General features: G+C 68.3%; 15 protein-coding genes. 5 read left to right on the top strand and 10 right to left on the bottom strand.

Annotation, left to right across the window (positions count from 1 at the left end; genetic code table 11):
- The first annotated feature begins 21 nt into the window (after window positions 1–21).
- Window positions 22–1467 (top strand): flotillin family protein, encoded by a 1446-nt coding sequence (locus ACZK4S_RS04295; RefSeq protein WP_463643475.1) that lies wholly within the window; start codon window positions 22–24, stop codon window positions 1465–1467.
- A 59-nt stretch (window positions 1468–1526) separates the two neighbouring features.
- Here ACZK4S_RS04295 and ACZK4S_RS04290 read toward each other — a convergent pair whose 3' ends face one another.
- From ACZK4S_RS04290 to ACZK4S_RS04245, 10 genes are all read right to left on the bottom strand, one after another.
- A complete protein-coding gene (locus tag ACZK4S_RS04290; RefSeq protein ID WP_463643474.1) occupies window positions 1527–2525 on the bottom strand; it encodes an NAD(P)H-dependent flavin oxidoreductase in 999 nt (332 codons plus the stop codon).
- Entirely contained in the window at window positions 2525–3442 is a 918-nt protein-coding gene (locus ACZK4S_RS04285) for a Ppx/GppA phosphatase family protein (RefSeq protein WP_076059973.1), read from the bottom strand. Before ACZK4S_RS04285 ends, ACZK4S_RS04290 begins: the two co-directional genes overlap by 1 nt.
- Window positions 3439–3930, bottom strand: a complete 492-nt coding sequence (locus ACZK4S_RS04280; protein ID WP_076059976.1) for a DUF501 domain-containing protein — start codon at window positions 3928–3930, stop codon at window positions 3439–3441. The genes ACZK4S_RS04285 and ACZK4S_RS04280 overlap by 4 nt, the downstream gene beginning before the upstream one ends.
- A gap of 2 nt (window positions 3931–3932) precedes the next feature.
- Window positions 3933–4358, bottom strand: coding sequence for an FtsB family cell division protein (locus tag ACZK4S_RS04275; RefSeq protein WP_076059978.1), 426 nt, complete (start codon window positions 4356–4358; stop codon window positions 3933–3935).
- A gap of 258 nt (window positions 4359–4616) precedes the next feature.
- Window positions 4617–5897 (bottom strand): phosphopyruvate hydratase, encoded by a 1281-nt coding sequence (eno, locus tag ACZK4S_RS04270; protein ID WP_076059980.1) that lies wholly within the window; start codon window positions 5895–5897, stop codon window positions 4617–4619.
- Window positions 5898–5987: 90 nt separating this feature from the next.
- Window positions 5988–6575: a nucleoside triphosphate pyrophosphohydrolase gene (locus ACZK4S_RS04265; RefSeq protein ID WP_076060194.1), complete on the bottom strand. Its 588-nt coding sequence runs from the start codon at window positions 6573–6575 to the stop codon at window positions 5988–5990.
- A gap of 29 nt (window positions 6576–6604) precedes the next feature.
- The gene (locus ACZK4S_RS04260) at window positions 6605–7111 is read right to left on the bottom strand and encodes a hypothetical protein (RefSeq protein ID WP_463643473.1); all 507 of its coding nucleotides are present in this window, start codon (window positions 7109–7111) and stop codon (window positions 6605–6607) included.
- A gap of 102 nt (window positions 7112–7213) precedes the next feature.
- Window positions 7214–10714: a transcription-repair coupling factor gene (mfd, locus tag ACZK4S_RS04255; protein ID WP_463643472.1), complete on the bottom strand. Its 3501-nt coding sequence runs from the start codon at window positions 10712–10714 to the stop codon at window positions 7214–7216.
- Between the two features lie 52 nt (window positions 10715–10766).
- Window positions 10767–11351, bottom strand: coding sequence for an aminoacyl-tRNA hydrolase (gene pth / locus ACZK4S_RS04250; protein ID WP_463643471.1), 585 nt, complete (start codon window positions 11349–11351; stop codon window positions 10767–10769).
- Window positions 11348–11956 carry a 50S ribosomal protein L25/general stress protein Ctc gene (locus tag ACZK4S_RS04245; RefSeq protein ID WP_076059989.1) on the bottom strand — a complete coding sequence of 203 codons (609 nt, stop codon included), beginning with the start codon at window positions 11954–11956 and terminating at the stop codon, window positions 11348–11350. Before ACZK4S_RS04245 ends, pth begins: the two co-directional genes overlap by 4 nt.
- 183 nt (window positions 11957–12139) lie before the next feature.
- Here ACZK4S_RS04245 and ACZK4S_RS04240 point away from each other — a divergent pair, with 183 nt between their 5' ends.
- The 4 genes from ACZK4S_RS04240 (at window position 12140) to ACZK4S_RS04225 (ending at window position 17216) form a co-directional block, all read left to right on the top strand.
- Window positions 12140–13663, top strand: coding sequence for a glycoside hydrolase family 3 C-terminal domain-containing protein (locus tag ACZK4S_RS04240; protein WP_198928205.1), 1524 nt, complete (start codon window positions 12140–12142; stop codon window positions 13661–13663).
- Between the two features lie 113 nt (window positions 13664–13776).
- The gene (locus ACZK4S_RS04235) at window positions 13777–14799 is read left to right on the top strand and encodes a LacI family DNA-binding transcriptional regulator (protein ID WP_463643470.1); all 1023 of its coding nucleotides are present in this window, start codon (window positions 13777–13779) and stop codon (window positions 14797–14799) included.
- A 56-nt stretch (window positions 14800–14855) separates the two neighbouring features.
- The gene (locus ACZK4S_RS04230; protein ID WP_463643469.1) at window positions 14856–16190 is read left to right on the top strand and encodes an ABC transporter substrate-binding protein; all 1335 of its coding nucleotides are present in this window, start codon (window positions 14856–14858) and stop codon (window positions 16188–16190) included.
- Between the two features lie 168 nt (window positions 16191–16358).
- Entirely contained in the window at window positions 16359–17216 is an 858-nt protein-coding gene (locus ACZK4S_RS04225) for a carbohydrate ABC transporter permease (RefSeq protein ID WP_198928206.1), read from the top strand.
- Window positions 17217–17218: the final 2 nt, after the last annotated feature.

The raw sequence follows: 17218 nt of genomic DNA, 5'->3' as shown, positions 1-17218 counted from the left end.
AAGACCGAACGAAAGGCATCCATGCCCGGCTTAAGTCCCGTAGTCACCGCAATCCTCGGCCTCATCATCCTTCTCGTGCTGATCGGCCTGCTGATCGCCAGCAGGTACAAGGTGGCCAAGCCGAACGAGGCCTTCATCATCACCGGCCGCAAGGGCAGGGAGGTCCGCAATCCGGAGACCGGCCTCGTGTCGACGGACCTGAGCGGCCAGAAGGTCGTCATGGGCGGTGGCGTGTTCGTCGTCCCGTTCATCCAGCGCCTGCACACGCTCGACCTGTCGTCGCGCCGCATCATGATCACCATCCGCAACGCCGTCTCCGGTCAGGGCATCAAGCTCAACGTCGACGGTGTCGCGATCGTCAAGGTGGGCGGCAACGAGGATTCGATCCGGGCCTCCGCACAGCGCTTCCTCGGCCAGCAGGACGAGATCGAGACCTTCACCCAGGAGACCCTCGCGGGCTCGCTCCGTTCGATCGTCGGCTCGCTGACCGTGGAGCAGATCATCCGTGACCGCGCCGCGTTCGCGCAGCGGGTCACCGATGAGTCCGAGTCGTCGCTGACCGGCCAGGGTCTCGTGCTCGACACCTTCCAGATCCAGGACATCTCCGACGACGGCAGCTACCTGTCAGACCTCGGACGCCCGGAGTCGGCCAAGCTCGGCCGCCTCGCCGCCGTCGCGGAAGCCGAAGCCCGACGCGAAGCGGAGCAGGCGCAGATCGCCGCTGAGCAGGAGATCGCCATCTCCCAGCGGGCACTCGTGCTGAAGAAGGCCGAGATCCAGTCGGAGACCGACGCCGCCAGGGCCACCGCCGCGTCCGCCGGCCCCCTCGCCCAGGCAGACCGTGACCAGGCGGTCCTCCTCGAGCAGGAGAAGGTCGCCGTCGCGCAGGCCGCGCTGAAGGAACGCCAACTGGACACCGAGGTGCGTCGCCCGGCAGATGCCGAGCGGTACCGCGTCGAGACCGCGGCCGAGGCACAGCGCAACGCCGCCATCTTCCAGGCCGAGGCCCAGAAGGCCGCGGCCATCGCCCAGGCAGAGGCCGAAGCGGAGCGTCAGCGCCTCACCGGTGTCGGCGAGAAGTCCCGCCGAGTGGCCGAGGCCGACGCCGTCCGCGCTGAAGGCGAGGCGAAGGCCGCCGCGGTGCTGGCCGTCGGCCAGGCTGAGGCCGAGGCGATGAACAAGCGTGCCGAGGCGTTCGCGCACTACAACGAGGCCGCCGTCCTGCAGATGCTGATCGAGGTGCTGCCCCAGATGGCCGAGAAGGTGGCCGCCCCGCTGGGCAACATCGACAAGCTCACCGTCGTGTCCACCGACGGCGCCTCGGTGCTGCCCCGCCAGGTCACGGAGAACGTCATGCAGACCATGCAGATGGTCAAGGACACCACCGGCTACGACCTGACGGCCGTGCTCGACCGGATGGCCGGCAAGAACGGCGCGCTCCAGGGCACCACCACCCCGGCGGAGTAACCCCCAACGCAAGAGAGCCGGTGTGCGGATCCTTCCGCACACCGGCTCTCTCCATACCGTCAGCCGAGCAGCGACTCGACGATCGCCGCGGCAGGAGCAGCGTGCACACCGTCGGTGTTCATCCCGCACCACAGGGGCGTGAAGTCCGTGCGGCCCTGCGCCTCTGCTGCTGCGCGCAGCGGGGCGAGTGGCCCGGCCGCCAACGGGAACGGGGGAACGGACTCAGGGAATGCGCCCAATTCCAGCACCAGCCGGTTGGGGATCCCGCGCGCCGGCCGGCCGGTCAGCGCCGTGGTGACGACGGTGTCGTGCGGACGCAGGACCGCATCGCGGTGCATAGGCGACGTGGTGGATTCGTCGGCCAGCAGGAACGCGGTCCCCACCTGGACGGACACCGCGCCGGCTGCGAGCGCCGCCTGCACGTCGGCGGCCGTCGTGATGCCGCCGGCCGCGATCACCGGGCAGGTGACCGAACCCCGAACCGCGCGCACCAGATCCAGCGTTGGCTGCTGCAGCGACAGGTCATCCGACAGGAAGTTGCCCCGGTGCCCGCCTGCCTCGATGCCCTGGGCGATCACCGCGTCCGCCCCGTGTTCCACGAGCCAGCGGGCCTCCTCGACGGTGGTCGCGGTGCTCATGACCACCGCACCCCACGCCTTCACCCGGCGCAACAGGCCCTCCTCGGGCAGGCCGAAGTGGAAACTCACGATGGGCGGCGCGAACGGCTCGATGGCGCTGCAGATGTGCGCGTCGAACGGGCGGCGGGGAGCGCCGCCGCCGGTCTCGGCCACCCCGTACTCCTCACGGTACGGGGCGAGCGCCGCGAGCCAGGCGTCCTCCCGGACCGGATCCGGCTGGGGCGCGTGGTGGGCGAAGAAGTTGACGCTGTAGGGCACGTCGGCGCCAGCCAGTACGCTCAGTTCGGCGGTCAGCGCGTCGTCGCTCAGCATGGCTGCGGGCAGGGAGCCCAGCGCACCGGTGCGTCCGACCGCCAAGGCCAGGGCACTCCCCTGCACACCCGCCATGGGCGCCTGCACGATGGGGAGGGTGGGCAGCATCACTGCTCCAACAGGCCCAGCGCGATGCCGTCGAGGATGTCGGTCTCGCTCACCAACACGCTCCCGCCGGGGACGCGGCTGGAGATTTCGTCGAGGATCAGTCCGCCCGCGCCGATCACCGCTGCGCGCAGCGGGTGCATGCAGGGTTCCTCGGCCGTCACTGCGGCCGGCTGAGTGAGCCAGTGGTTGAGGGTGGCTTCGATGTCGCCCCGGGCCAGGACCGTTTCGTGCACCGCCTCGCGGTGGTAGGTCTCCAGCCCGAGCTTCGCCGCCGCGAAGCTGGTCACCGTACCGGCGACACCCACGGCCGCCGCGAGCGACCCGAAATCCACGCCTGCGCCGCCGAGTTGCTCCCCGATGAACGTCCGCGCCGCCCGGATCTCCTGCTCCGACGGCGGGTCGCCGGGCAGGAATCGCTCCTTCACGCGCACCGCGCCGATGTTGAGGCTGATGGCGGACAGGATCGCCGGCCCCTCCCCCACCACGATCAGTTCCGTCGAGCCGCCGCCGATGTCGAACACCAACGACGGGGTCGGCACAGTCACGCCGCTGAGGACGCCCAACGTGGAGAGCTGCGCCTCCTCGGAGCCGGAGATGACGTCCACCTCCACGCCCAGTCTGTCGCGCACGTTCGCCTCGAACACCGCACGGTTGCTCACGTCACGCGCGGCGGAGGTGGCCACGAAACGGACGCGGTCAGCCCCGGCGCCGGTGATGATCGCGGCGAACTCCTCGAAGATCCGGTTGGCGCGCTGGAGCGCATCGGGGTGGAACTCCCCCGTGGCGTCGACGCCCTGGCCGAGCCTCGCGAGCCGAACCTCGCGGGCGAGTTCGGTGAGCGCGCCGTCGGCTCCCCTCCGGAGGATCAGCAGCCGGATGGAGTTGGTGCCGCAGTCCACCGCGGCGACGGTCGTCATTCGCCCTCCAGGCAGGGGGCGCACCAGAAGTCGCCGAGCGCCGCCACTGCCTCGTCGCCGAGCGGGTTGACGCCCGGGCCCTTGGCCAACGAGTGCCCGACGAGCACGTGTAGGCACTTCACGCGGGTGGGCATGCCGCCGGCGCTGATTCCCTCGATCTCCTCGACGTGACCCAGCGCCTCCCGGTCTGCGAGGTAGGACTCATGCGCTCGCCGGTAGGCGGCGGCGAGTTCCTCGTCGGCCGCCAGCCGCTCAGTCATCTCCGCCATCAGCCCGGAGGCCTCGAGAGTGGAGGTGGCCGACGTGGCCCGTGGGCAGGTGAGGTAGTAGGTGGTGGGGAACGGCGTGCCGTTGGGCAGCCGCGGTTCCGTCTTGACGACGCCCGGCTTGCCGCAGGGGCAGCGCCACGCCACCTCGGCGACGCCGCGGGGCTCGCGTCCGAGTTGCGCCTCGACGACGGCGAGGTCTTCCTGCGTCGGCCCGCTCATGCCTACTCCTCCTCCGCCGGGGTGTCCGTGAGCTTCACGGACGTCCACATCTTCTCGTACCACTCACCCTGCAATTCGGGTTCCTGCTCCGTCATGGTGGCCCCTTCGAGTGGGTTGCCGTCGGCGTCGATGACGCGATAGCCCACCTCGCCGGGCATCACCCAGCCCAGCCGGACCCGCGCGATGGAGCGAACGTACTCGGGATCTTCCCAGCGCTCCAACTGGTCCTCCATGTCGGCGATCCTGTCGCGCTCCGCGGCGATCTCCGCCCGGACGGCGGCCAGTTCCTGCGCCTGCGCGAAGTAGACGCGCAGCGAATGGGCGAGCACCAGGCCGATCCCGGCGATGACGACGAGGAGGACGGCGAGCCGCCAGGTGGCGGTCATGGCCCGGCTGGCGCGCGGTTGCGCTGCGGGCCGTGCGCTCATCGCCCTCGACACCTCCTGCTCAGGAAGCGGCTCGACGTGCGGTTTGCGGCTCCGTTCACCCGGGCGCGCCGACGTGCGTGACCGCGGGGTGCCGCGGCCGGGGCCGGGATTGGCCTGCCTGGATCGGGGTGATTGAGCCACCCGCCCAGTCTGCCGTATGTCCTTGCGGGCGCCGGAATCGACTCGCGTGTGCCCCTAAAGACAAGGGGCCCCGGAGTAGCAGCGCTACTCCGGGGACCCCGGTGTCACTTCAGGTGATCAGCCCTGGAAGCGGGGGAACGCCGAGCGACCGGCGTACACAGCAGCCTCGTCGAGGTCTTCCTCGATGCGCAGCAGCTGGTTGTACTTGGCGACGCGGTCCGTACGGGCCGGGGCGCCGGACTTGATCTGGCCACAGCCCAGCGCGACGGCGAGGTCTGCGATGGTGGTGTCCTCGGTCTCACCGGAACGGTGCGACATCATGGTGCGGAAGCCGTTGCGGTGGGCTAGGTCCACAGCGTCGATGGTCTCCGACAGCGAGCCGATCTGGTTGACCTTCACCAGCAGCGCGTTGGCGGTGTCGGTGTCGATGCCGCGCTGGAGGCGGGTGACGTTGGTGACGAACAGGTCGTCGCCGACGAGCTGGACCTTGCTGCCCAGACGCTCGGTCATGAGCTTCCAGCCGTCCCAGTCCTCTTCGTTCAGCGGATCCTCGATGGAGACCATCGGGTAGGCGTCGACGAGTTCGGCGTAGTAGTCGACCATCTGCTCGGCGGTCTTCTTCTCACCCTCGAAGACGTACGAACCGTCCTCGAAGAACTCCGAGGCGGCCACGTCGAGCGCGAGCGCGATGTCGGAACCGGGCTCGAAGCCGGCCTTGCGGATGGCGTCGACGATCAGGTCGAGCGCGGCGCGGTTGGAATCGAGGTTGGGCGCGAAGCCACCCTCGTCGCCGAGGCCGGTGTTGAGCCCGCGCTCCTTGAGGACAGCCTTGAGCGAGTGGTAGACGGCGGCGCCCATTTCGACGGCCTCCGCGAACGACTCGGCGCCGATCGGGGCGATCATGAACTCCTGGATGTCGACGTTGGAGTCTGCGTGCGACCCACCGTTGAGGATGTTCATCATGGGAACGGGGAGGATGTGGGCGTTGGGGCCACCGACGTACTTGTACAGCGGCAGGCCGGATTCCTCAGCGGCGGCGTGCGCCACGGCGAGGGAGACGCCGAGGATGGCGTTGGCACCCAGCTTGGCCTTGTTGTCCGTGCCGTCGAGCTCCAGCATCGCCATGTCGACGATGCGCTGCTCCGTGGCGTCGAGGCCGAGGATCTCCTCGCCGATGACCTCGGTGGCGTTCTTCACGGCCGTGAGGACGCCCTTGCCGCCGTAGCGGCCCTTGTCGCCGTCGCGAAGCTCAACGGCTTCGAAGGCGCCGGTGGAGGCACCCGACGGGACAGCGGCGCGACCCTGCGCGCCCGACTCGAGCTCGACCTCGACCTCGATCGTCGGGTTGCCGCGGGAGTCGAGAATCTCGCGTGCCTGGATGAATTCGATGGATGCCATTTAAGGTCCCTTTCAAAGAGTCGTCTCTCGGGCCCAAGCCTAGCTGTAACCGGTGCGGTCTCCCGCGCCGGGGCAGCCGGGATTCAGGCCCTATTGATGGGTGGTGGGTTCAGTGGCCCGGATCTGGGCTTCGAGGCTGCGGAGCGCCTGCCGGGCAGCGGCGTCCGCGTCGATCCCGTTGGCCTGGGCCCGCGCGATGAGCGCGAGGATCTCCCGCCCTACGGTGGCCTCGTCGATGGGTTCGGAAGGCAGTTCGATATCCACTGCGTGCGAACGTGTCCGCGAGACCACTTTGTGGGCCCGGCCGATCACGCTCAACGATTCGGCGATACCGTCGAGGGCGGAGGTGCGGCCCTTCTCGGCACGCTTGCGTTCCTCCCAGTTCTGCCACATGTCCTGCGGGATCTCCGCATCGCCGAACACGTGGGGGTGGCGGCTGATGAGCTTGTCCGAGATGCCCCGGGCCACGTCGTCGAGCGTGAAGCGGCCCTCGTCCGTGGCGATCTGGGCGTGGAAGTACACCTGCAGGAGGAGGTCGCCGAGCTCCTCGACCAGTTCGGTGTCTGACCCGGCCTCAACCGCGTCCACCACCTCACAGGCCTCTTCGATGAGGTGGTTGAGCAGCGAGCGGTGGGTCTGTTCGGCGTCCCACGGGCATTTCACCCGTAGTTCCGCCATCACCTGGCGCAGTCGCTCCAGCTCTGAGGTCACCGGGGCGCGACGACCGGTTCCGACAGCGAGCCCGAAGTGTTGAGCAGCTGCTGCGTCCAGGGCTCCCACTTGCCGTAGCGGGGGTTGAGCTGCACGTCGAGGTTGTTGGCGGCCTCCTCGATGAACTGCGGCTCGAGCTGGCCGAGCATGGTGGTCTTGACGTTGGCGAGGGCCAGGGGCTTGCAGTCCTCCACCGAGAAGAGCTGCTCCGAACCCTGCGCGCTCTGCGCACCTGCGGCGCGGAGGTCCTCCTCGGATATCTCAGCACCGAAGGAGTCGAACAGGCCGCCCAGCAGCAGCGTGCCGACGACACCCTGGCGACGCAGCTGGTCCGGCGAAACCTGCAGCGCCTCGGCGCAACCGTCGACGATCTGGGTGACTTCGCTCTCCGTGTACCGGTTGCCGTCCACGACCAGCGCGGTGCCGGCGGTGGGGCTGCAACCAGCCAGGAGACCGACGGCGGCGACAGCGGCGACGGCGGGCGCGAGACGCGTGAACTTCATCTGGGTCCTCTCGAACTACGGGGGTGCACAGGCACCTCGCTCAGCGTACCGCAGGCCCACCCGCGGTCCAGAAGCCGACCGGCCCTCCACCTGCCCCGGGGCTCAGGCGAACAGTTGGGTCAACAACGTGGTGACCCAGGTGAGGTGGTCGCCCTCCGGTTTCGGCACGAGGATCTGCTCGTTGGACTGCTTGATCACCGAGCCCGGGTACAGGCGGTTGAGTCGCAGCTGCTTCGATTCGGGCAGCGACAACGGCGACAGCCGGATCACCTTGCCCTGCGGCACGATCTCCTGGATCCCGTGCTCCCGAGCGAGGTTGCGCAGCGCCGCCACCCCGAGCAACTGCTCGACGGGGGCAGGCAACTCGCCGTAGCGGTCGAGCAGTTCGGCGCGCACGGCGTCGATGTCTGCCGCCGTGCGGATCTCGGCGATCTGCTTGTACATCTCCAGCCGCAGCCGCTCCGAGGTGATGTAGTCGTCCGGGAGGTGCGCGTCGACGGGGATCTCCACCCGCATCGTCGGCTCCGGCTCCGTGTCGACGCCGCGCCAGTTGGCCACGGCCTCGCCGACCATGCGCAGGTACATGTCGAACCCGACGCCTTCGATGTGGCCGGACTGGTCCTCGCCCAGGAGGTTGCCGGCGCCGCGGAGTTCGAGGTCGCGCATGGCGATGGCCATGCCGGAGCCCAACTCGGTGTTGGCGGCCATGGTGGCGAGCCGTTCGTGGGAGGCCTCCGTGAGCGTCTTGTCCGCCGGGTAGAGGAAGTAGGCGTACCCGCGTTCCCGGGACCGGCCGACGCGTCCTCGCAGCTGGTGCAACTGCGACAGGCCCATCTTGTCGGCGCTGTCGATGATGAGGGTGTTGGCGCTCTGGATGTTCAGGCCAGATTCGACGATGGTGGTGCAGACCAGCACATCCGCGCGCCGCTCCCAGAAGTCCTGCATCACCGCTTCGAGCCGGTGCTCGTTCATCTGACCGTGCGCCGTCGCGATCCGCGCCTCGGGCACCAGCTCCCGCAGATGCGCAGCGGTCTTCTCGATGGTGCCGACGCGGTTGTGCACGAAGAACACCTGACCCTCGCGGGCCAGCTCGCGGCGGATGGCAGCCTTGACCTGCCCGTCGTCGTAGGGGCCGGCGAACGTGAGCACCGGGTGGCGCTCCTCCGGCGGGGTGGCGATGACGCTCATCTCGCGGATGCCGGTGATGGCGATCTCGAGCGTGCGCGGGATGGGCGTGGCCGACATGGACAACACGTCGACGTTGACCCGCATGGACTTCAGACGTTCCTTGTGTTCAACGCCGAAGCGCTGCTCCTCGTCGATCACCACCAGGCCGAGGTCCTTGAACTCGATCTCCTTGCTGAGGAGCCGGTGCGTGCCGATCACCACGTCGATGCGGCCGGAGGCAAGGCCGTCGACGACCTTCTTGGCCTCAGCGTCGGTCTGGAAACGCGACAACTGTGCCAGCTGCACAGGAAAGCCCGCGAAGCGCGACGCGAACGTCTGGTAGTGCTGGGTCACGAGCAGCGTGGTGGGCACCAGCACCGCCACCTGCTTGCCGTCCTGGACGGCCTTGAACGCGGCACGCACGGCGATCTCCGTCTTGCCGAAGCCGACGTCGCCGCAGATGAGGCGGTCCATGGGCACGAGCTGCTCCATGTCGTGCTTCACCTCGGTGATGGCGGAGAGCTGGTCGTGGGTCTCGACGTAGCTGAAGGCATCCTCCAACTCGCGCTGCCAGACGGTGTCGGGACCGAACGCGTGGCCCTTGGTGGCCTGGCGGGCGGCGTAGAGCTTGATGAGCTCGGCGGAGATTTCCCGCACCGCCTTGCGGGCCTTGGCCTTGCGCTTGGTCCAATCGGCCCCGCCCATCTTGTCGAGCGTGGGGGCCTCAGCGCCGACGTAGCGGCTCAGCTGGTCGAGCTGGTCCATCGGCACGAACAACCGGTCTCCGGGATGGCCGCGCTTGCTGGCGGCGTATTCGATGACGAGGTAGTCGCGGGTGTTGCCCTGCACTGTGCGCTGCACCAGCTCGACGAACCGGCCGACGCCGTGCTGCTCGTGCACGACGGGGTCGCCGGCCTTGAGTTCGAGCGGCTGGATGGTGGGCTTGCGGCGCTGGGGCAGCTTGCGTTGGGTCCTGTCCAGCTCGACCTGACCGGTCAGTTCGCCGGCGGTGATGACCTCCAGCTTCGGCCCTTCGGCGCGCCAGCCATGACGCTGCGGCGAGAGCACGACGGTGACCCGGCCGGCCGCCGGAGCCTCAGCCAGGCTGTCGATCGAGGCGGCGATCCCCGCCTCGCCGAGCAGCTCCACGAGGCGGGTGGCCAGACCCTGGCCCTCCACTGTGAGCACGACCTTCCAGCCGTCGGCCAGGCGCGTCCTGATGTGGGCGACGGCGGCGTCGGTGTCGCCGCGGAAGCCCTCGCCGGCGGTGATGTCGAGCGAACGGGAGTGCACCGAGGCGGCTTCGGGGACGGCGGGGCCGTCCTCGTCGACGCCGGGGGCGGCCATGAAGGGAGACAGCGACCACCAGCGGTGGCCGGATTCCAGCGCATGCTGGCGGACGTCGCCCAGGGCCCAGTAGGCCGAGGCGCCGAGGTCGATGGGCGAGCTGCCACCGCCGGCGGCGGCCGCCCAGGAGGCTTCGAGGAATTCCTGGCTGGTGGCCACGAGCTCGGCGGCGCGGGTGCGGATCAGCTCCGGCGAGGCGGCGAGGATCAGCGAACCCTTCGGCAGCACGTCGACGAGCAGTTCCAGGCCTTCGACGAGCACCGGGATGAGCGCCTCCATGCCCTCCACCGCCTGGCCTTCGCCGACGCGGGTGAGCATGTCGGCCAGTTCGGGGTGGGCGGCGGCAAGACTCTTCGCCCGTTTGCGCACCGCCGTCGTCAGGAGCAGTTCGCGGCAGGGTGGGGCGACGACGACCGTGGCGGTGTCTCCGGTGGAGCGCTGGTCCGCGACGGTGAAGAAGCGGATCTCGTCGACCTCGTCGCCGAAGAAGTCGACGCGCACCGGGTGGTCCGCGGTGGGCGGGAAGATGTCGACGATGCCGCCGCGCACGGCGAACTCGCCGCGTCGCTCCACCATGTCCACGCGGTTGTAGGCCGCGCCGGCGAGGTCCGCCAGCAGCGTGCCCAGTTCGTAGGTCTCCCCCACCGCGATCCGCACCGGCGCCATGTCCGCCAGGCCCTTGACCTGCGGCTGCAGGACGGAACGGACGGGGGCCACGACCACCTTGGGCGTGGGTTCCTCGGCGTGACCGGCCAGGCGACGGAGTACGGCGAGACGACGGCCGACGGTGTCGGCGCGGGGCGACAGCCGCTCGTGCGGCAGCGTCTCCCAGGCCGGGTAGTACTCGACGGCGTCCTCACCCAGGTGGCCTGCGAGCTCGCTGGTGAGCTGCTCCGCCTCGCGATAGGTGGACGTGATGAGCAGCACCGTGCGGCCGCTCTCCTCCGCGATGGCGGAGGTCAGGAACGGGAAGAACGATCCGACGGTGGTGACGTCGAGCGTGGTCACTCCGGAGCGTCGGGCGTCGGCGAGCGTGTACTGGAATCCCTCGGATGCCTCGAGAGCCTGGAGGAGGCCTGGATACTTCACGGTGTCAATCCTTCCACGCCACCCGGCCCCGGCCGACGACGGTAGGCCTGCGTTACGAGTTGAACTTGTTCTGGGTGACGACGAGGCCCTCGCGCACGAGCGACTCCACGACGTCGGCGGCCACCGCCGCATCGACCCGCATCTCGTCGAGTTCCTTCGGCTTCAGCTTGGCCAGCACGTAATCCGCGGCGGACTGGCGGCCGGGCGGACGCCCGATCCCCACCCGCACCCGGTAGAAGTCGCCGGTGCCGAGGTGCTGACGCATCGACTTGAGGCCGTTGTGGCCGTTGTCGCCGCCGCCCAGCTTCACGCGCAGACGACCAGCGTCCAGGTCGAGCTCGTCGTGGATCGCGATGATGTGACCCGGCTCGATCTTGTGGAACGTGGCGATGGACCTGACGGCCACGCCGGACAGGTTCATGAACGTGGTGGGACGGACCAGGACCAGCTTCACCGGTTCCTGACCGCGCAGGGTCACGGTCGCGATCTCGGCCTTCTGGCGCGAGTTCGACGAAAAGGAGGAGCCGTAGCGGTCTGCGAGATCCGCTACGGCCCAGAACCCGACGTTGTGCCGGGTGATCTCGTAGGCCGGGCCCGGGTTCCCGAGCCCGACCACGAGATAGGTGGAACTGGTCACTCCGCGGAGTCGTCGCCCTCAGCGGCCTCTTCGCCGGCGGTCTCTTCAGACTCGGACTCGACGGTGGGCGCGTTGACGGACAGGACGAGCGCATCGGGGTCTCCCGTCGCCTCGACGCCCTCAGGCAGCTTGACGTCGGAGACCAGGATCTGGTCGCCGATGACGAGGCCGTCGAGTGACACGTGGAGCTCCGTGGGGATGTCGGTGGCCGGCGCGAGGACGGTCAGCGTGGTGAGGTCCTGGTTGATCAGCGTGCCGCGCTCGGCGTCGCCGACGAGGACCAGCAGCACCTCGACCTCGACCTTCTCGCCGGCCTTCACCAGCAGGAGGTCGATGTGGTCGATCAGGGGACGGATCGGGTCGCGCTGGATCTGCTTGACGAGCGCGAGCGAGGGCTTCTTGTCGCCGTCGATCGAGATCTCGAGCAGTGCGTTGGAGGTACGCAGCGCGAGGTAGGTCTCCTGCGCGGGCAGCGCCAGGTGGACGGGATCCATGCCGTGGCCGTAGAGGACGGCGGGGGTGCCACCCTCGCGGCGGAGCCGACGGGCAGCGCCCTTGCCGAACTCGGTGCGGGTGGTGGCGGACAGTTGGGCGTCAGCAGCCATGGGGTGAACTCCTCAAGCTCTCAGATGAATGGTGCGCATGCAGGCGCCGAGCGAGAAGCGAGCTAGTCGATGACGGACCCGTGTGAGTCCCTCGCCAGGCAACCCGGCAAGCTTACCCCACGCTTGGAGACCTCAAGAAATCCGCCATCCTGCGCTTGTTGTGAACCGATTAACGAGATCGCGGTGCGCGAGAGCGACCCCGACAGCGCGATGTGCTCGTACAACCAGATCAACGGCGTCTGGGCCTGCGAACACCCGATCATGAACGAGGATCTCAAGGACCGCATCGGGTTCAAGGGCTACGTCATGAGCGACTTCGGCGCCGTCCACTCCACCGCTGACGCGCTCAACGCCGGCCTGGACCAGGAACTCAACCGCCCGATCTGGTTCACCCCAGAACGCCTCGACGCGGCGCTGGCTGCCGGTGACATCGACCAGGAGGCCATCGACGCGGCCGCCTTCCGGGTGGTGCGGGCCTACCTCAACGTCGGCCTGTTCGACAACCCCGTACCCCAGCCGCCCATCACAGGCGTCTCCACGGCCGAGCACAAGGCCGTGGCACGGGAACTGGCCGAGCAGAGCACGGTGCTGCTCAGGAATCAGGGCGCCACGCTGCCCCTCGATGGTGCGCCGACCGTCGCCATCATCGGCCCCACGGCGTCGATGACCGCCACCGGCACAGTCAGCGCCAAGACCGCCTGCGCGGCCAACGGCTTCCGCGGCAACGCGGTGCTGAACTGTGACGCACTCGTCGACCCACTGACCGCGATCACCGAGCGCGTGACCGCCGACGGCGGCACTGTCGTGTTCGACAACGGTGCCGACCTCACCCAGGCGGCCGAAGCAGCAGCCTCAGCCGACGTCGCCGTCGTCTTCGGGCACCTCGGCATGGGCGAGTTCGCCGACATCACCGACCTCAACCTGGACCATGGCGGCGACGCCCTCATCCAGGCGGTGGCCGGCGCAGCCGACCGCACGGTCGTGGTGCTGAACTCGGGAACCGCAGTGGTCATGCCGTGGCTCGAGGACGTCGACGCGGTGCTGCAGGCCTGGTACGGCGGCGAGCAGTTCGGGCCCGCTCTGGCCGGCATCCTGTTCGGCGACGTGAACCCCTCAGGCAAGCTCCCGATGAGCTTCCCCAGGTCGCTGGCCGACATCCCCACCTCGACGCCCGAGCAGTACCCCGGCATCTTCGCCGACGGAACGACGGAGCGCACCGTGACCGGCGAGATCCGACAGGTCAACTACACCGAGGGGCTCAAAGTGGGCTACCGCTGGTATGAATCCGAGGGCATCGATCCGCTCTTCGCATTCGGGCACGGCCTCTCCTACACGTCGTTCGAGTACTCGAAGGTGAACGTGACACCGAAGAACAGCGATGGCTCCAAGGCCCTCCGTGTGAGCTTCCGGTTGACCAACACCGGCGACGTGGCGGGAACCGAGGTGGCTCAGGTCTACGTCGAACTGCCTTCGGCGGCCGACCTACCGTCCAAGCGGCTGGTGGGCTGGGAGCGGGTCACCCTGCAGCCCGGCGAGCACCGCAACGTGACCGTGGAGCTCACACCCGAGCAACTGCGCGAGCGCCACCTGCTCGATGTGTGGGACACCGCCACAGGCGGGTGGGTCACGCCGAAGGGCACGGTTTCGTTCGTCGTCGGTGGGGCTTCGGACTCGGTGTCGGCGGCAGCGTCGCTGACTCTGCGCTGACCGTTTCTGAATCGTTATAAAGAAAGTCTACGAGAGCGGTGGACAGCGTTCGTGGATCGGTCTACAGTTCTTAGTAGACCGATCCACGAACTCGACGAAGAGGCAGGGACACAGTGGCTCTCAACTCAGTGACCATCGCAGACGTTGCGAAACACGCCGGCGTTTCCCGCGCCGCCGTGTCCAAGGTCATCCGCGAGGCCTATGGCGTCAGCGACGGGATGCGCACCAAGGTCCAGGCCGCCATCGACGAGTTGGGCTACCGCCCGAGCGTCACCGCGCGGGCCATGCGCGGGCGCAGCTACACCATCGGCATCGAGGTGCCCACCACGGTCAACGCCTTCCTCGACGACGTGATCGAGGGCGCCAGCTCGGCGCTCTCGGGCACGCCCTACAAGATCGTCATCGCCCCCGCCGGCCCGGATTACAGCTTCGGGCCGGAGGCCATCCAGGTACTGGCCGACCGACAGGTCGACGGCATCCTAGCGGTCTCCCCCGCTGTTGACCCCGAATGGCTCGAGAACCTCGGGAGCCACATCCCGCTGATCCTCCTGGGCCGGCACGACGAGTCGGTGAACTACGACACGATCGTCGACGACGACGTGCTGGGCACCCGGCTGGTCATGGAACACCTCCACGCGCTCGGGCACCGCGACATCGCGCACCTGACGATCGAACCGGCCGCCGAGAAGCACATGCTCCACGCGCCGCACGCGATCCGGGCCGCGACCTACCGCGAGTGGATGACCGGGGCCGGGCTCGCCGAGCACGCCCGCGTCATCCACATCGCACCCACCGAAGGGGCGGCACACGACCGCACCCTGGAACTGCTCGACGACCGGCCACGCCCCACCGCCATCTCCGCCGGCCACGACGAGTTGGCGATGGGCGTACTGAGCGCCGCCGCCGAACGGGGGCTGGGCCCGGCGGATCTCTCCGTCGTCGGCTACGACGACACCCGGATCGCCGCCCACCCGCTCATCTCCCTGACCAGCGTCTACCAGGCGGGCGCCGACATCGGCGCGCTCGCCATGCGCCTGATCCTCGAGCGGCTCGAGGGCCGCACCGACGCCAGGCACGAAGTCATCATCCCCGAACTGCGGACCCGCGGATCCTCCACGGCACCCGTCAGCCCCTGACCACCCCACCATGAGGTCCCCCGCCCCGGGGGACCGCGACCGGAAGGAACAACGAAGTGTCCTCATCCCTGAAAGGCCACAAGGCCCTCGTCGCCGGCATCGTCGGCGCCCTGTCCCTGACCGCCTGCTCTGCCGGCTCGCTCGGCAGCAGCGACCCCACCACGTCCACAGAGGCGGGCGCCGAGGCAGTCGAGATCACCATGCTGATCGACAACTCCGAGCACACCACCGCAACCGGCCAGGCCATGGCGGACGCCTTCAATGAGTCACAGGACGAAGTCGTCGTGACCGTCGAGACCCGCCCCGAGGGCGCGGAGGCCGACAACCTGGTGAAGACCCGCCTCGCCACCGGCGAGATGACCGACATCTTCCAATACAACTCGGGCTCGCTCCTGGCCGCCCTGGACCCGGCGAGCAACATGGTGCCGCTGACCGGTGAGTCCTTCTTGGACAACGTTGATGAAACGTTCAAAACGGCCGTGACGTTCGACGACGAGACCTACGGTGTCCCCTTCGGCCAGGCCATGGCCGGCGGCATCCTCTACAACAAGAAGGTCTACGCCGACCTCGGCCTCGAGATCCCGAAGACCTGGGACGATTTCATGGCCAACAACGCCGCGATCAAGGAAGCCGGCATCGATCCGGTCCTCCAGTCCTACGGCGAAACCTGGACCTCCCAGCTCTTCGTCCTCGCTGATTTCCACAACGTGAGCGCCGAGCAGCCCGACTGGGCCGAGAAGTACACGGCCAATGAAGCCAAGTACACGCAGGAGCCCGCCCTGAAGAGCTTCCAGCGCCTCCAGGAGGTCTTCGAGGCCGGCTACTTCAACAAGGACTTCGCTTCCATCCAGATGCCCCAGGCCCTGCAGTACCTCGTGGACGGCAAGGGCGCCCACTACCCGATGCTCACGTTCGCCGTGCCCGGCTACGTGGAACTGGCCGAAGATGCCGCCGACAACATCGGCTTCTTCGCCCAGCCCGGCGACGACGAGGAGAACTACGGCCTGACCGTCTGGACCCCGGCCGCGCTGGTCATCCCCACCACCACCGAGGGCGAGAAGCTCGAGGCAGCCAAGAAGTTCCTCGCCTACGTGGCCACCCCTGAGGCCTCCGAGGCGCAGAGCGCCGCCGTCGACCCGACCGGCCCGTACATGGTCAAGGGCAGCGAACTCCCCGACGGGCTCCCGGCCGCCGTCCAGGACCTCCAGTCCTACTTCGACGAGGGCAACACCAGCCCGGCACTGGAGTTCCTGTCGCCCATCAAGGGTCCGAACCTGGAGAAGATCACCGTTGAGGTGGGCTCCGGTATCGCCACCGCCGAAGAGGGCGCAGCCCGCTACGACGAGGACGTGAAGAAGCAGGCCCAGCAGCTCGGCCTCGAAGGCTGGTGACCTGAGGCGTGGTGGGGGCTCAGGCCCCCACCACCCTTCACGGCGCAGCGGCGCCCCACCTCGATCTCTCCCAAGGAATCCCCGATGACTTCCACCACCAGCGCGCCAACCGTGCCTCCGATCCCCGACGAAACAACAGCCTCGCGACCGGGTCGTCGAGTGCGACACATGGACAAGACGTATCCCATGTGGTTCTACCTGCCCGGCGGCCTCATCTTTTTCGTGCTGTTCATCATTCCCACGGTCGTGTCGTTCTACTTCGCGTTCACGCGGTGGACGCTGTTCGACTCCTTCTTCGTGGGGTTCGAGAACTTCGTGATGTTCTTCCAGGAGCCGGGCCTCATCGGCTCGCTCTGGAACACCCTCATCTACGGTTTCGTCACTTCAGTCGCCAAGGTCGTGCTCGGCATGGGGCTGGCCGTGTTGTTGTCGGCCCCCATCATCGCCCGCGGCTATCTACGCTCCGTGACGTTCTTCCCTGTGCTGCTCAGCTCCGTCGGCGTCGGACTCACCTTCCAGATCCTCCTGGACCCGTTCAACGGCCTGCTGAACTCCGTGATCAGCGGGGTCACCGGTGCCGACGGCCCCGGCTGGCTGACCAACCCGGATCTGGCCCTGCTCAGCGTCGCCGGCATCGACGTGTGGAAGGGCCTCGGCCTGGCCACCCTGATCTACATCGCCGGTATCGCCGCAATCCCCACCGAGTACTTCGAGGCCGCCCGCGTCGACGGCGCCAGCTCCTGGCAGGTGTTCCGCAGGATCATCCTGCCGCTGTCCTTCCCAGCCACGTCCACCGTCATCCTGCTGTCACTCATCGGTGGGCTGCGCTCGTTCGACCTCATCTGGACGACGACACAGGGCGGACCGGGCTTCGCCTCCGACGTCATCGCGTCGGTCATCTACAAGCAGTACCAGGCGGGCTTCTACGGGCTGTCCACCGCCGGCAACGTGATCCTCTTCATCGTCGTCACCGCCATCATCTATCCCCTGTCCCGCTGGATGAACTCGAAGGAGACAGACCTGTGAAC

It is taken from the genome of Tessaracoccus zhenghani (assembly GCF_055326325.1).
The sequence above is the reverse complement of the archived record's forward strand: the minus strand, read 5'-3'. Positions and strand labels throughout refer to the sequence as shown.